Genomic DNA, 15,641 nt, shown 5'->3' with positions numbered 1-15,641 from the left:
CGTCACACTCCGTTCTTCAAAGGCTACCGTCCTCAGTTCTACTTCCGTACCACTGACGTGACCGGTAACTGCGAGCTGCCGGAAGGCGTTGAAATGGTAATGCCAGGTGACAACATTCAGATGACTGTTACCCTGATCAAGACCATTGCAATGGAAGACGGTCTGCGCTTCGCTATCCGTGAAGGCGGTCGTACCGTCGGCGCCGGCGTCGTAGCAAAAATTATTGAATAAGTAGTTGATTTACTTGATCAGGCCGGTATAATGGCCGGCCTGATACAGCGTTACAGGTCAGTAGCTCAATTGGCAGAGCGACGGTCTCCAAAACCGTAGGTTGGGGGTTCGATTCCCTCCTGACCTGCCATTTCACCTCGGTGTGATGGCTTTCTTCTTACAGGATCCTCCTCGATGACCCCCAAAACTGAAGCCCAAGAATCGCGTTTTGATCTGTTCAAGTGGCTGGCTGTAGTGGCTTTGGTGGTTGTTGGTGTTGTGGGTAATCAATATTACTCCGCCTCTCCAATCCTGTATCGCGTTCTCGTTCTTCTCGTCCTGGCTGCTGTCGCGGGCTTTGTAGCTCTGCAGACTGCGAAGGGCAAGTCGTTCTTTGCGCTGGCGAAGGAAGCTCGTACCGAGATTCGTAAAGTCGTGTGGCCGACCCGCCAGGAAACCACCCAGACCACGCTGATTGTCGTGGCTGTCGTGCTGGTTATGGCACTGCTGCTGTGGGGGCTCGATTCCCTGCTCGGCTGGGCGGTCTCCTTGATCGTTGGCTAAAGGTGTCCCGTGGCTAAGCGTTGGTATGTTGTGCATGCTTACTCGGGTTACGAGAAGCATGTAATGCGCTCCCTGATCGAGCGCGTCAAGCTGGCTGGCATGGAAGACGGTTTCGGCGAGATCCTGGTCCCGACCGAAGAAGTCGTCGAAATGCGCAACGGCCAGAAGCGCAAGAGTGAGCGTAAATTCTTCCCTGGCTATGTATTAGTCCAGATGGAGATGAACGAAGGGACTTGGCACTTGGTCAAGGATACCCCTCGTGTGATGGGCTTTATTGGTGGCACTGCAGACAAGCCTGCGCCGATCACCGATAAAGAAGCTGAGGCTATCCTGCGTCGCGTTGCCGACGGTAGCGACAAGCCGAAGCCGAAGACGCTGTTCGAGCCAGGTGAAGTGGTTCGAGTCATTGACGGTCCGTTCGCTGACTTCAATGGTAGTGTCGAAGAGGTTAACTACGAGAAGAGCCGTTTGCAGGTTGCAGTGCTCATTTTCGGTCGCTCTACCCCGGTAGAGCTCGAGTTCAGCCAGGTCGAAAAGGTCTAGGCGGACGAAGCATCCCATACCCCGCAGCCCTGTGTGCTGCGGGGTTTTGTCGTCACTGGGATAAAACGCAAGTCATCCGGGGAGCCAACAGGCGTTTGTACCCGATTTTGGAGTAGCTCATGGCTAAAAAGATTCAGGCTTACATCAAGCTGCAAGTTAAGGCCGGCCAGGCCAACCCAAGCCCACCCGTTGGTCCAGCACTGGGTCAACACGGTGTGAACATCATGGAATTCTGCAAGGCCTTCAACGCCCGTACCCAGGGTCAAGAAGCCGGCCTGCCGACTCCTGTGATCATCACTGTTTACAGCGACCGTAGCTTCACTTTCGAGACCAAGAGCACCCCTGCCTCGGTTCTGCTGAAGAAAGCTGCTGGCCTGACCAGTGGTTCGGCTCGCCCGAACACCGTTAAAGTCGGTACCGTTACCCGTGCTCAGCTGGAAGACATCGCGAAAGCCAAACAGGCTGACCTGACTGCCGCTGACCTGGACGCTGCTGTACGCACCATCGCTGGCTCTGCCCGCAGCATGGGCCTGAACGTGGAGGGTGTGTAATGGCTAAGCTGACCAAACGCCAAAAGGCAATCGCCGAAAAAATCGAAGCAGGCAAGGCCTACAACTTCGAAGAAGCGGCAACTCTGCTGGCCTCGCTGCCTGCTGCCAAGTTCGTAGAGTCCTACGACATCGCCGTTAACCTCGGTGTTGATCCGCGTAAATCCGACCAGGTCGTACGTAGCGCTACTGTGCTGCCACACGGCACTGGCAAGACCGTTCGCGTTGCTGTCTTCACCCAGGGTCCAGCTGCTGAAGCCGCTCTGGCTGCCGGCGCCGACCGCGTAGGTATGGACGACCTGGCTGCCGAAATGAAAGGCGGCGACCTGAACTATGACGTTGTCATCGCATCGCCTGATGCCATGCGCGTTGTAGGTCAGCTGGGTCAGGTTCTGGGTCCTCGCGGCCTGATGCCTAACCCGAAAGTCGGTACCGTAACTCCAGACGTAGCCACTGCCGTGAAAAACGCCAAGGCTGGTCAGGTTCGCTACCGCACCGACAAAAACGGTATCATCCACACCTCCGTTGGCAAGATCGGCTTTGAAGCTGGCAAGCTGAAGGAAAACGTTGAAGCCCTGATCGCTGACCTGAAGCGTATCAAGCCAGCTTCCTCGAAAGGTATCTACGTCAAGCGCGTTACCCTGAGCACCACCATGGGCCCAGGTCTGGTCATCGATCAGAGCTCGCTGAACGTGTAAGAACATGGTGGTGTGACCTGTCACGCCACCAGCAAAAATTGGGGTCCCTGCCTGGCGGGGGCTATCCAAGACCGTAGGCGGCGCAAGCCTTAAAACACCAGCCCACGCAGATGGTGCTCCCGATTCGTTACCGAATCAGACACCAAAACGACATCAGGCTTCGGCCAGGTGAAACGGTAAAAACCAGGAGTAAACCCGTGGCAATTAAACTCGAAGACAAGAAGGCCATCGTCGCTGAAGTCAACGAGGCTGCCAAAGTCGCTCTGTCCGCTGTCGTGGCTGATGCCCGTGGTGTGACTGTAAGCGCAATGACCGGACTCCGTAAAGAGGCCCGCGAAGCTGGCGTTTACGTACGTGTTGTACGTAACACCCTGCTGAAGCGCGCTGTTGAAGGCACCGAATTTTCGATCCTCAACGACGCGTTCAAAGGCCCGACCCTGATTGCTTTCTCCAACGAACACCCGGGCGCTGCCGCTCGTCTGTTCAAAGAGTTCGCCAAGGGTCAGGACAAGTTCGAGATCAAGGCAGCTGCGTTTGACGGCAATTTCATTGCAGCGAACCAGATCGACGTGTTGGCTACCCTGCCGACCCGCGACGAAGCTATCGCAAAACTGATGAGCGTGATCCAAGGCGCCACCAGCAAGCTGGCTCGTACTCTGGCAGCCATTCGCGACCAGAAAGAAGCTACCGCCGCCTAAGGCGCGCGAACTCTTTCAAAATCATACGTTTAATTTGATGGCTGCGTAGGCTGTCACCCCAATACAGGATTTAAGTCATGTCTCTGACTAACGAACAAATCATCGAAGCAATCGGCCAGAAAACCGTTCTGGAAGTTGTTGAGCTGATCAAAGCGATGGAAGAAACCTTCGGCGTTACCGCTGCTGTTGCCGCTGCTGGCCCAGCTGCTGCTGCTGCCGTTGTTGAAGAGCAGACCGAGTTCAACGTTGTTCTGGTTGAAGCCGGCGACAAGAAAGTGAACGTGATCAAAGCCGTTCGCGAACTGACCGGTCTGGGCCTGAAAGAAGCCAAAGAGAAAGTCGATGGCGCTCCTCAGGTTGTAGCTGAAGGCGTTTCGAAAGAAGCCGCTGAAGACGCTAAGAAGAAGCTGGAAGAAGCAGGCGCTAAAGTCGAGCTGAAGTAATCTCGACCTTGCGATGCCAGCCTGAGCGTTGAGCGAAGGGCTGACGGCTGGTGGCTTACGCCACCGGCCTTTTTCCGTTATTGGTGGTCGGTCAGGCCGGCCCCGATAACAAGCTGCAAGACACCCATGTGGGTGGCGCAAACCAAGGGGTTTGCACGATTTTCTGGCTGCTCCCGCCGGGAGAAGCCAAACAAGCAGGTGACCAAGCTGGGGAACGCTGATGGCTTACTCATACACTGAGAAAAAACGTATCCGCAAGGACTTTAGCAAGTTGCCGGACGTCATGGATGTGCCTTACCTCCTGGCCATCCAGCTGGATTCGTATCGCGAATTCCTGCAAGCGGGAGCATCCAAGGATCAGTTCCGCGACGTCGGCCTGCACGCGGCCTTCAAATCGGTATTCCCGATCATCAGCTACTCCGGCAATGCTGCCCTGGAGTACGTAGGCTATCGCCTGGGCGAACCGGCCTTCGATGTGAAGGAATGTGTCCTGCGTGGCGTGACCTTCGCGGTCCCACTGCGGGTCAAGGTGCGCCTGATCATCTTCGACAAGGAATCGTCGAACAAAGCGATCAAGGACATCAAAGAGCAAGAAGTCTACATGGGTGAAATCCCCCTGATGACTGAGAACGGTACCTTCGTTATCAACGGTACCGAGCGTGTGATCGTTTCCCAGCTGCACCGTTCGCCTGGTGTGTTCTTCGACCACGACCGTGGCAAGACCCACAGCTCCGGCAAGCTGCTGTACTCCGCTCGCATCATCCCTTACCGCGGCTCCTGGCTGGACTTCGAGTTCGACCCGAAGGACTGCGTGTTCGTGCGTATCGACCGTCGCCGCAAACTGCCGGCTTCGGTGCTGCTGCGCGCCCTGGGCTACAGCACTGAAGAAGTGCTGAACACCTTCTACACCACCAACGTGTTCCACATTTCCGGCGAAAAACTCAGCCTGGAACTGGTGCCTCAACGTCTGCGTGGTGAAGTTGCAGTCATGGACATCCATGACGAAACCGGCAAAGTCATCGTCGAGCAAGGCCGCCGTATTACCGCGCGCCACATCAACCAGCTCGAAAAAGCCGGCGTCAAGCAGCTGGACGTTCCAATGGAATACGTCCTGGGCCGCACTACCGCCAAGGCCATCGTGCATCCGGCTACCGGCGAGATCCTGGCCGAATGCAACACCGAGATGACCACCGAACTGCTGATCAAGGTCGCCAAGGCACAGGTTGTCCGTATCGAGACCCTGTACACCAACGACATCGATTGCGGTCCATTCATCTCCGACACCCTGAAGATCGACACCACCAGCAACCAGCTGGAAGCTCTGGTCGAGATCTACCGCATGATGCGTCCAGGCGAGCCGCCAACCAAGGATGCAGCCGAGACCCTGTTCAACAACCTGTTCTTCAGCGCCGAGCGTTACGACCTGTCCGCCGTTGGCCGCATGAAGTTCAACCGTCGTATCGGTCGTACCGAGATCGAAGGTTCGGGCGTGCTGAGCAAGGAAGACATCGTCGAGGTGCTGAAGACCCTGGTCGATATCCGTAACGGCAAAGGCATCGTTGACGACATCGACCACCTCGGTAACCGTCGCGTACGTTGCGTTGGTGAAATGGCCGAGAACCAGTTCCGCGTTGGCCTTGTGCGTGTAGAGCGCGCGGTCAAGGAACGCCTGTCGATGGCGGAAAGCGAAGGCCTGATGCCGCAAGACCTGATCAACGCCAAGCCGGTTGCGGCGGCGGTGAAAGAGTTCTTCGGTTCCAGCCAGCTGTCCCAGTTCATGGACCAGAACAACCCGCTCTCCGAGATCACCCACAAGCGCCGTGTCTCTGCACTCGGCCCTGGCGGTCTGACCCGTGAGCGTGCCGGCTTCGAGGTCCGAGACGTACACCCGACCCACTACGGCCGTGTGTGCCCGATCGAGACCCCTGAAGGTCCGAACATCGGTCTGATCAACTCCCTGGCAGCCTATGCCCGCACCAACCAGTACGGCTTCCTGGAAAGCCCGTATCGCGTGGTGAAGGAAGGCGTTGTCAGCGACGACATCGTGTTCCTGTCGGCCATCGAAGAAGCTGATCACGTTATCGCCCAGGCTTCGGCCGCGATGAACGAGAAGAAGCAACTGATCGATGAGCTGGTAGCGGTTCGTCACCTGAACGAATTCACCGTCAAGGCGCCGGAAGACGTCACCCTGATGGACGTTTCGCCGAAGCAGGTTGTTTCCGTTGCTGCCTCGCTGATTCCGTTCCTCGAGCACGACGACGCCAACCGTGCATTGATGGGTTCGAACATGCAGCGTCAGGCTGTACCAACCCTGCGTGCCGACAAGCCGCTGGTAGGTACTGGCATGGAGCGCAACGTTGCCCGTGACTCCGGTGTCTGCGTGGTTGCTCGCCGTGGTGGTGTGATCGACTCGGTCGACGCCAGCCGTATCGTTGTTCGCGTTGCCGACGACGAAGTGGAAACCGGCGAAGCAGGTGTGGATATCTACAACCTGACCAAGTACACCCGTTCGAACCAGAACACCTGCATCAACCAGCGTCCGCTGGTGAGCAAGGGCGACAAGGTTCAGCGTGGCGACATCATGGCCGACGGCCCGTCCACCGACATGGGTGAGCTGGCACTGGGTCAGAACATGCGCATCGCGTTCATGGCGTGGAACGGCTTCAACTTCGAAGACTCCATCTGCCTGTCCGAGCGTGTGGTTCAGGAAGACCGCTTCACCACCATCCACATCCAGGAACTGACCTGTGTGGCGCGTGACACCAAGCTTGGCCCAGAGGAAATCACTGCGGACATCCCGAACGTGGGTGAGGCTGCACTGAACAAACTGGACGAAGCCGGTATCGTCTACGTGGGTGCCGAAGTCGGCGCTGGTGACATCCTGGTTGGCAAGGTCACGCCAAAAGGCGAAACCCAGCTGACTCCGGAAGAAAAACTGCTGCGCGCAATCTTCGGTGAGAAGGCCAGCGACGTTAAGGACACCTCCCTGCGTGTGCCAACCGGCACCAAGGGTACCGTCATCGACGTACAGGTCTTCACCCGTGATGGCGTAGAGCGCGACAGCCGCGCCCTGGCCATCGAGAAGATGCAGCTGGACGAGATCCGCAAGGACCTCAACGAAGAGTTCCGCATCGTCGAAGGCGCAACCTTCGAGCGTCTGCGTTCTGCCCTGAACGGCCAGGTGGTCGACGGTGGCGCGGGCCTGAAGAAAGGCACCGTGATCACTGACGAAGTGCTGGACGGTCTGGAGCACGGCCAGTGGTTCAAACTGCGCATGGCTGAAGATGCACTGAACGAGCAGCTGGAAAAGGCTCAGCAGTACATCGTCGACCGTCGCCGTCTGCTGGACGACAAGTTCGAAGACAAGAAGCGCAAGCTGCAGCAGGGCGATGACCTGGCTCCGGGCGTACTGAAGATCGTCAAGGTCTACCTGGCAATCCGCCGTCGCATCCAGCCGGGTGACAAGATGGCCGGTCGTCACGGTAACAAGGGTGTTGTCTCGGTCATCATGCCGGTTGAAGACATGCCGCACGATGCCAACGGTACTCCGGTCGATGTCGTACTGAACCCGCTGGGCGTACCTTCGCGTATGAACGTTGGTCAGATCCTTGAAACCCACCTGGGCCTGGCGGCCAAGGGCCTGGGCGAGAAGATCGACCGCATGCTCGAAGAGCAGCGCAAAGCCGCTGAACTGCGCGTGTTCCTGACCGAGGTCTACAACGAGATCGGCGGTCGTCAGGAAAACCTCGAAGAGTTCACCGACGCAGAGATCCTGGCTCTGGCCCACAACCTGAAGAAAGGCGTGCCGATGGCTACCCCGGTCTTCGACGGTGCCAAAGAGCGTGAGATCAAGGCAATGCTGAAACTGGCTGATCTGCCAGAAAGCGGCCAGATGGTGCTGTTCGATGGCCGTACCGGCAACAAGTTCGAGCGTCCTGTGACCGTTGGTTACATGTACATGCTCAAGCTGAACCACTTGGTGGACGACAAGATGCACGCGCGTTCCACTGGTTCCTATAGCCTGGTTACCCAGCAGCCGCTGGGTGGTAAGGCGCAGTTCGGTGGTCAGCGTTTCGGGGAGATGGAAGTGTGGGCGCTGGAAGCATACGGCGCGGCATACACCCTGCAAGAAATGCTCACAGTGAAGTCGGACGACGTGAACGGCCGTACCAAGATGTACAAGAACATCGTGGATGGCGATCACCGTATGGAGCCGGGCATGCCCGAGTCCTTCAACGTGTTGATCAAAGAGATCCGTTCGCTCGGTATCGATATCGATCTGGAAACCGAATAACACGTGACGCGAAGGGGAGTGGGGCAGGTAATGCCCGCTCCCTGCTCCGCCAGGAGGAAAGGCCTTGAAAGACCTACTGAATTTGCTGAAAAACCAGGGTCAAGTCGAAGAGTTCGACGCCATCCGCATCGGTCTGGCGTCGCCTGAAATGATCCGTTCGTGGTCGTTCGGTGAAGTTAAGAAGCCGGAAACCATCAACTACCGTACGTTCAAGCCTGAGCGTGACGGCCTGTTCTGCGCCAAGATCTTTGGCCCAGTCAAGGACTACGAGTGCCTGTGCGGCAAGTACAAGCGCCTCAAGCACCGCGGCGTAATCTGCGAGAAGTGCGGCGTTGAGGTTGCCCTGGCCAAGGTTCGTCGTGAGCGCATGGCGCACATCGAACTGGCCTCGCCGGTAGCCCACATCTGGTTCCTGAAGTCGCTGCCGTCCCGTATCGGCCTGCTGATGGACATGACCCTGCGTGACATCGAGCGCGTGCTCTACTTCGAGAGCTATGTCGTTATCGACCCGGGCATGACCACCCTGGAAAAGGGCCAGCTGCTGAACGACGAGCAGTACTTCGAAGCGCTGGAGGAGTTCGGTGACGACTTCGACGCCCGCATGGGTGCCGAGGCTGTCCGCGAGCTGCTGCACGCTATCGACCTGGAGCACGAGATCGGTCGCCTGCGCGAAGAGATTCCGCAGACCAACTCGGAAACCAAGATCAAGAAGCTGTCCAAGCGTCTGAAGCTGATGGAAGCTTTCCAGGGCTCGGGCAACCTGCCTGAGTGGATGGTCCTGACCGTCCTGCCAGTGCTGCCGCCGGACCTGCGTCCGCTGGTTCCGCTGGATGGTGGCCGCTTCGCGACTTCCGACCTGAACGACCTGTATCGTCGGGTGATCAACCGTAACAACCGTCTGAAGCGCCTGCTGGATCTGTCGGCGCCGGACATCATCGTGCGCAACGAAAAGCGCATGCTGCAGGAGGCGGTCGACGCCCTGCTGGACAACGGCCGTCGCGGTCGCGCCATCACTGGCTCGAACAAGCGTCCGCTGAAGTCCCTGGCCGACATGATCAAAGGTAAGCAAGGTCGCTTCCGTCAGAACTTGCTCGGTAAGCGTGTGGACTACTCCGGCCGTTCGGTAATTACCGTAGGCCCGACCCTGCGTCTGCACCAGTGCGGTCTGCCGAAGAAGATGGCTCTCGAGCTGTTCAAACCGTTCATTTTCGGCAAGCTGGAAATGCGTGGTCTGGCGACCACCATCAAGGCCGCTAAGAAGATGGTCGAGCGCGAGCTGCCAGAGGTGTGGGACGTTCTTGCCGAAGTGATTCGCGAACACCCCGTACTGCTCAACCGTGCACCTACCCTGCACCGTCTGGGTATCCAGGCCTTTGAACCGGTTCTGATCGAAGGTAAGGCTATTCAGCTGCACCCGCTGGTCTGTGCTGCGTACAACGCCGACTTCGACGGTGACCAGATGGCCGTTCACGTGCCGCTGACGCTGGAAGCCCAGCTCGAAGCGCGCGCGCTGATGATGTCGACCAACAACATCCTTTCGCCAGCCAACGGTGAGCCAATCATCGTTCCGTCGCAGGACGTTGTACTGGGTCTGTACTACATGACCCGTGAAGCCATCAACGCCAAGGGCGAAGGTCGCGTGTTTGCCGACCTGCAGGAAGTCGACCGCGTATTCCGCGCCGGCGAAGCTGCCCTGCACGCGAAAATCAAGGTTCGTATCAACGAAACCGTGAAAGAGCGTGATGGTTCGGTGGTCAAGAACACCCGCATCGTCGACACCACCGTCGGCCGTGCGCTGCTGTTCCAGGTTGTACCGGCAGGTCTGCCGTATGACGTGGTCAACCAGCCGATGAAGAAAAAGGCGATCTCCAAGCTGATCAACCAGTGCTACCGCGTGGTTGGTCTGAAAGAGACCGTTATCTTCGCTGACCAGTTGATGTACACCGGTTTCGCTTACTCGACCATTTCCGGCGTTTCCATCGGTGTTAACGACTTCGTTATCCCGGACGAGAAAGCCCGCATCATCGGTAACGCTACCGACGAAGTGAAGGAAATCGAGAGCCAGTACGCCTCCGGCCTGGTAACCCAGGGCGAGAAGTACAACAAGGTCATCGACTTGTGGTCGAAGGCGAACGATGAAGTGTCCAAGGCGATGATGGCCAACCTCTCGAAAGAGAAGGTCATCGACCGCGAAGGCAAAGAAGTCGAGCAAGAGTCCTTCAACTCGATGTACATGATGGCTGACTCGGGTGCGCGGGGTTCCGCAGCCCAGATCCGTCAGCTGGCCGGTATGCGTGGTCTGATGGCCAAGCCGGACGGCTCCATCATCGAGACGCCGATCACCGCGAACTTCCGTGAAGGTCTGAGCGTACTTCAGTACTTCATCTCGACTCACGGTGCTCGTAAGGGTCTGGCGGATACCGCCTTGAAGACTGCGAACTCCGGTTACCTGACTCGCCGTCTGGTAGACGTTGCCCAGGATCTGGTCGTTACCGAGATCGACTGCGGCACCGACCAAGGCCTCCTGATGACTCCGCACATCGAAGGCGGCGACGTTGTCGAGCCACTGGGTGAGCGTGTATTGGGTCGTGTCATCGCCCGTGACGTGTTCAAGCCAGGCACCGAGGACGTTATCGTTCCGGCCGGTACCCTGGTTGACGAGCAGTGGGTCGAGTTCATCGAGCTGAACAGCATCGACGAAGTGATCGTGCGTTCGCCGATCAACTGCGAAACCCGCTATGGCATCTGCGCCAAGTGCTACGGTCGCGACCTGGCTCGCGGTCACCAGGTGAACATCGGTGAAGCTGTCGGCGTTATCGCTGCACAGTCGATCGGTGAGCCGGGTACCCAGCTGACCATGCGTACGTTCCACATCGGTGGTGCTGCAAGCCGTACTTCGGCTGCCGACAGCGTCCAGGTGAAGAACGGCGGTATGGTGCGTCTGCACAACCTGAAGCAGGTTGAGCGTGCCGACGGTAACCTGGTTGCCGTATCGCGTTCGGGCGAGCTGGCCATTGCCGACGAATTCGGCCGTGAGCGTGAGCGTTACAAGCTGCCTTACGGTGCGGTGATTTCGGTCAAGGAAGGTGAGAAGGTCGAAGCTGGCGCCATCGTCGCCAAGTGGGACCCGCACACCCACCCGATCGTTACCGAGCTGAAAGGTACCGTGACCTTCGTGGGCATGGAAGAAAACATCACCATCAAGCGTCAGACTGACGAACTGACCGGTCTGACCAACATTGAAGTGCTGGACGTCAAGGATCGCCCTGCCGCAGGCAAGGAAATCCGTCCGGCAATCAAGATGGTCGATGCTGCTGGCAAGGACCTGTACCTGCCAGGTACCGACGTACCTGCCCAGTACTTCCTGCCGGCCAACGCCCTCGTTGGTGTAGCTGACGGTGCCCAGATCGGTGTTGGTGACGTTATCGCGCGTATCCCGCAAGAAACGTCGAAGACCCGTGACATCACCGGTGGTCTGCCGCGCGTTGCCGACCTGTTCGAAGCGCGTCGCCCGAAAGAAGCCTCGATTCTGGCTGAAGTCAGCGGCACCATCGCATTCGGTAAAGAGACCAAGGGCAAGCGTCGCCTGGTCATCACTCCGACCGACGGTAGCGATCCGTACGAAGAGCTGATTCCAAAGTGGCGCCACCTGAACGTCTTCGAAGGTGAGCAGGTAAACCGTGGTGAAGTTATTTCCGACGGCCCGAGCGACCCGCACGACATCCTGCGTCTGCTGGGTGTGAGCGCGCTGGCGAAGTACATCGTCAACGAGATCCAGGACGTTTACCGTCTGCAAGGCGTGAAGATCAACGACAAGCACATCGAGACCATCCTGCGTCAGATGCTGCGCAAGGTCGAGATCTCCGAGTCGGGCGATTCCAGCTTCATCAAGGGCGACCAGATGGAACTGACCCAGGTACTGGTAGAGAACGAGCGTCTCGCCGGCGAGGACAAGTTCATCTCCAAGTTCACCCGCGTGCTGCTGGGTATCACCAAGGCGTCGCTGTCGACCGAGTCGTTCATCTCCGCGGCTTCCTTCCAGGAAACCACCCGCGTACTGACCGAAGCGGCGGTAACCGGCAAGCGCGACTACCTGCGCGGCCTGAAAGAGAACGTGGTCGTGGGTCGTTTGATCCCGGCTGGTACTGGTCTGGCCTACCACAGCGAGCGCAAGCGTCGCCGTGATGCCGACAAGCCGCTGCGTGTGAGCGCCAGTGAGGTGGAAGCCGCACTGACCGAAGCGCTGAACTCCAGCGGTAACTAAGTACAGGGCAGGGCCCCGGCAAGCCTCGAACGACCGTCGGTGACATGAAATGTTGCCGATGATCGGGCGGGGAGGGCCGGGGCCTCGTCTTGACTGGGTGCAAGATCCTCTTTAGACTTTTGTACCCTTAAATTTGGTGAGGCTCCGTCTCGCCAATTTTTGGCTTTCTTGCAAGACAATAGAGTCGCAAGACAATCAGTGGAGCTAGTAGATGGCAACTATCAACCAGCTGGTACGTCAGCCGCGTAAGCGTTCGGTCGAGAAGTCCGACGTTCCTGCGCTGCAGAACTGCCCGCAGCGTCGTGGCGTGTGCACCCGTGTGTACACCACCACGCCGAAAAAACCTAACTCGGCACTGCGTAAAGTATGCCGCGTGCGTCTGACCAACGGTTTCGAGGTTTCCTCGTACATCGGTGGTGAAGGCCACAACCTGCAAGAGCACAGCGTCGTCCTGATCCGTGGCGGCCGTGTAAAAGACTTGCCAGGTGTTCGTTACCACACCGTTCGCGGCTCTCTGGATACTTCGGGCGTTAAAGGCCGTAACCAGGGTCGTTCGAAATACGGTACCAAGCGTCCGAAGTAATCGGCCGTTTGCAGACATCCATTTTTTTGAGTCGATAAGAGTAAGGTCGGGCAGGGGTCGAAGACCCACGTCCCGGGCTAACCTGAAGACCGTTTGAGGGCTTATCATGCCAAGACGTCGTGTAGCAGCAAAACGTGAGATCCTTGACGATCCGAAGTACGGATCCCAGATCCTCGCCAAGTTCATGAACCACGTGATGGAAAGCGGCAAGAAGGCTGTAGCCGAGCGCATCGTTTACGGTGCCCTGGATACCGTCAAAGCACGCAAGAACAGCGACCCCCTGGAAATCTTCGAGAAAGCTCTCGACGCCATCGCTCCGCTGGTCGAAGTTAAGTCCCGTCGTGTTGGCGGTGCCACTTACCAGGTTCCGGTTGAAGTTCGTCCATCCCGTCGTAATGCTCTGGCAATGCGCTGGCTCGTAGACTACGCCCGTAAGCGCGGCGAGAAGTCGATGGCTCTGCGCCTGGCCGGCGAACTGCTGGATGCTGCTGAAGGCAAGGGTGCTGCAGTCAAGAAGCGTGAAGACGTGCACCGTATGGCCGAAGCCAACAAAGCGTTCTCGCACTACCGCTTCTAATTCAAGCATCAATCTTTTCGCGAGGGCTTTATGGCTCGTACTACAGCAATTAACCGCTACCGTAACATCGGTATCTGTGCCCACGTTGACGCGGGCAAGACCACCACTACCGAGCGGATCCTGTTCTACACAGGTCTGAGCCACAAAATGGGCGAGGTGCATGACGGCGCCGCGACCACCGACTGGATGGTGCAGGAGCAGGAGCGCGGTATCACCATTACCTCCGCTGCCGTTACCACTTTCTGGAAAGGTTCCCGTGGTCAGTACGACAACTACCGCGTAAACGTCATCGATACCCCCGGCCACGTTGACTTCACCATTGAAGTAGAACGTTCGCTGCGCGTACTCGACGGCGCCGTCGTCGTATTCTGCGGTACCTCCGGCGTTGAGCCACAGTCCGAAACCGTATGGCGTCAGGCCAACAAGTACGGCGTTCCACGTGTTGTTTACGTGAACAAAATGGACCGTGCCGGCGCTAACTTCCTGCGCGTCGTCGGTCAGATCAAAAACCGTCTGGGTCACACCCCGGTTCCGATCCAGCTGGCTATCGGTGCGGAAGACAACTTCCAGGGTCAGGTTGACCTGATCAAGATGAAAGCCATCTACTGGAACGATGACGACAAGGGCACCACCTATCGCGAGGAAGATATTCCTGCCGATATGCTGGAGCTGGCTGCAGAATGGCGCAACAACATGGTTGAAGCCGCCGCCGAAGCCAGCGAAGAGTTGATGAACAAGTACCTTGAAGAAGGTGAGCTGTCGGTCGAAGAGATCAAAGCAGGCCTGCGTGCGCGCACCCTGGCTAGCGAGATCGTGCCGGCTGTCTGCGGTTCGTCCTTCAAGAACAAGGGTGTTCCCCTGGTTCTCGACGCTGTTATCGACTTCCTGCCTGCTCCGACCGAGATCCCGGCGATCAAGGGTATCCACCCTGACCTGATCGACGTGCCTAAGGACGAAGTCAAGCCAGAGCAATTTGACGAGCGTCATGCTGACGACGACGAGCCGTTCTCGGCGCTGGCGTTCAAGATTGCCACCGACCCGTTCGTTGGTACTCTGACCTTCGTTCGCGTCTACTCGGGCTTCCTGACCTCCGGTGACTCCGTCATCAACTCGGTTAAGGGCAAGAAAGAGCGCGTTGGTCGTATGGTGCAGATGCACGCCAACCAGCGTGAAGAAATCAAGGAAGTACGTGCAGGCGACATCGCTGCTCTGATCGGCATGAAGGACGTCACCACCGGTGACACCCTGTGCAACGCCGACAAGCCGATCATCCTCGAGCGTATGGACTTCCCTGAGCCTGTGATTTCGCTCTCCGTAGAGCCGAAAACCAAGGCTGACCAGGAGAAGATGGGTATCGCACTGGGCAAGCTGGCTCAGGAAGACCCGTCGTTCCGCGTCAAAACCGACGAAGAGACCGGTCAGACCATCATCTCCGGTATGGGTGAGCTGCACCTGGACATCCTCGTTGACCGTATGAAGCGCGAGTTCAACGTCGAAGCCAACATCGGCAAGCCGCAGGTTTCGTACCGCGAGAAGATCACCAAGTCCAACGTCGAGATCGAAGGCAAGTTCGTTCGTCAGTCGGGCGGTCGTGGTCAGTTCGGTCACTGCTGGATCCGTTTCTCGGAGCCAGATCAGGACGAAAAAGGCAACATCACCGAAGGTCTGGTGTTCGCTAACGAAGTCGTTGGTGGTGTGATTCCTAAGGAATACATCCCTGCGATCCAGAAGGGTATCGAAGAGCAGATGAAAAACGGCGTTGTTGCCGGTTATCCTCTGATCGGCCTGAAGGCCGCGGTATTCGATGGTTCGTACCACGACGTCGACTCCAACGAAATGGCGTTCAAAATCGCTGCTTCGATGGCAACCAAGCAACTGGCCCAGAAGGGTGGTGGCGTGGTTCTCGAGCCGATCATGAAGGTCGAAGTTGTAACCCCGGAAGACTACCTGGGTGACGTGATGGGTGACCTGAACCGTCGTCGTGGTCTGGTACAGGGTATGGATGAGTCGGTCTCTGGCCGTGTCGTCCGCGCTGAAGTTCCGCTCGGAGAGATGTTCGGTTACGCAACCGACGTTCGTTCCATGTCTCAGGGTCGCGCAAGCTACTCCATGGAATTCTCCAAATACGCCGAAGCTCCGTCGAACATCGTCGAAGCACTCGTTAAAAAACAAGGCTAATCCCCTTTAGGCAAGAGGTTCACTGTCGTGGCTAAAGAAAA

Annotated in this window: 11 protein-coding genes, 1 tRNA gene and 1 pseudogene; all 13 read left to right on the top strand. The window is 57.7% G+C overall.

Going from position 1 to position 15,641, the window contains the following annotated elements; all coding sequences use genetic code 11:
- A pseudogene (locus ACF8R4_RS25425) lies at positions 1–231 on the top strand (elongation factor Tu); the annotation flags it as partial.
- Between the two features lie 54 nt (positions 232–285).
- Positions 286–361: transfer RNA gene (locus ACF8R4_RS25420), tRNA-Trp, on the top strand.
- Positions 362–405: 44 nt separating this feature from the next.
- Entirely contained in the window at positions 406–774 is a 369-nt protein-coding gene (secE, locus tag ACF8R4_RS25415; protein WP_003255502.1) for a preprotein translocase subunit SecE, read from the top strand.
- Positions 775–783: 9 nt separating this feature from the next.
- A complete protein-coding gene (gene nusG / locus ACF8R4_RS25410; protein ID WP_003255501.1) occupies positions 784–1,317 on the top strand; it encodes a transcription termination/antitermination protein NusG in 534 nt (177 codons plus the stop codon).
- Between the two features lie 119 nt (positions 1,318–1,436).
- Positions 1,437–1,868 (top strand): 50S ribosomal protein L11, encoded by a 432-nt coding sequence (gene rplK, locus ACF8R4_RS25405; RefSeq protein WP_003255500.1) that lies wholly within the window; start codon positions 1,437–1,439, stop codon positions 1,866–1,868.
- The gene (gene rplA, locus ACF8R4_RS25400; protein WP_060501592.1) at positions 1,868–2,563 is read left to right on the top strand and encodes a 50S ribosomal protein L1; all 696 of its coding nucleotides are present in this window, start codon (positions 1,868–1,870) and stop codon (positions 2,561–2,563) included. The genes rplK and rplA overlap by 1 nt, the downstream gene beginning before the upstream one ends.
- A 197-nt stretch (positions 2,564–2,760) precedes the next feature.
- Positions 2,761–3,261 carry a 50S ribosomal protein L10 gene (rplJ, locus tag ACF8R4_RS25395; protein WP_016715872.1) on the top strand — a complete coding sequence of 167 codons (501 nt, stop codon included), beginning with the start codon at positions 2,761–2,763 and terminating at the stop codon, positions 3,259–3,261.
- A 77-nt stretch (positions 3,262–3,338) separates the two neighbouring features.
- The gene (gene rplL, locus ACF8R4_RS25390) at positions 3,339–3,704 is read left to right on the top strand and encodes a 50S ribosomal protein L7/L12 (RefSeq protein WP_003255496.1); all 366 of its coding nucleotides are present in this window, start codon (positions 3,339–3,341) and stop codon (positions 3,702–3,704) included.
- A gap of 220 nt (positions 3,705–3,924) precedes the next feature.
- Entirely contained in the window at positions 3,925–7,998 is a 4,074-nt protein-coding gene (gene rpoB, locus ACF8R4_RS25385) for a DNA-directed RNA polymerase subunit beta (RefSeq protein ID WP_016715871.1), read from the top strand.
- A gap of 64 nt (positions 7,999–8,062) precedes the next feature.
- Positions 8,063–12,262, top strand: coding sequence for a DNA-directed RNA polymerase subunit beta' (gene rpoC, locus ACF8R4_RS25380; RefSeq protein WP_016715870.1), 4,200 nt, complete (start codon positions 8,063–8,065; stop codon positions 12,260–12,262).
- A gap of 211 nt (positions 12,263–12,473) precedes the next feature.
- Entirely contained in the window at positions 12,474–12,845 is a 372-nt protein-coding gene (gene rpsL, locus ACF8R4_RS25375) for a 30S ribosomal protein S12 (RefSeq protein WP_003255492.1), read from the top strand.
- A gap of 106 nt (positions 12,846–12,951) precedes the next feature.
- Positions 12,952–13,422 (top strand): 30S ribosomal protein S7, encoded by a 471-nt coding sequence (gene rpsG / locus ACF8R4_RS25370; RefSeq protein WP_003246741.1) that lies wholly within the window; start codon positions 12,952–12,954, stop codon positions 13,420–13,422.
- A gap of 30 nt (positions 13,423–13,452) precedes the next feature.
- On the top strand, positions 13,453–15,600 hold the full coding sequence (fusA, locus tag ACF8R4_RS25365) for an elongation factor G (RefSeq protein WP_060501590.1): 2,148 nt from the start codon (positions 13,453–13,455) through the stop codon (positions 15,598–15,600).
- The last annotated feature ends 41 nt before the right edge of the window (positions 15,601–15,641 follow it).

This window comes from Pseudomonas sp. FYR_2 (assembly GCF_043106425.1).
Taxonomy (GTDB): Bacteria; Pseudomonadota; Gammaproteobacteria; order Pseudomonadales; family Pseudomonadaceae; genus Aquipseudomonas; species Aquipseudomonas monteilii.
This window is presented reverse-complemented; position numbering and strand designations above follow the sequence as displayed.

Coding starts and splice junctions, on each gene's coding strand:
- secE (WP_003255502.1), top strand. CDS start 406: ATGACCCCCAAAACTGAAGCCCAAGAATCGCGTTTTGATCTGTTCAAG.
- rplK (WP_003255500.1), top strand. CDS start 1,437: ATGGCTAAAAAGATTCAGGCTTACATCAAGCTGCAAGTTAAGGCCGGC.
- rplA (WP_060501592.1), top strand. CDS start 1,868: ATGGCTAAGCTGACCAAACGCCAAAAGGCAATCGCCGAAAAAATCGAA.
- rplL (WP_003255496.1), top strand. CDS start 3,339: ATGTCTCTGACTAACGAACAAATCATCGAAGCAATCGGCCAGAAAACC.
- rpoB (WP_016715871.1), top strand. CDS start 3,925: ATGGCTTACTCATACACTGAGAAAAAACGTATCCGCAAGGACTTTAGC.
- rpsL (WP_003255492.1), top strand. CDS start 12,474: ATGGCAACTATCAACCAGCTGGTACGTCAGCCGCGTAAGCGTTCGGTC.
- rpsG (WP_003246741.1), top strand. CDS start 12,952: ATGCCAAGACGTCGTGTAGCAGCAAAACGTGAGATCCTTGACGATCCG.
- fusA (WP_060501590.1), top strand. CDS start 13,453: ATGGCTCGTACTACAGCAATTAACCGCTACCGTAACATCGGTATCTGT.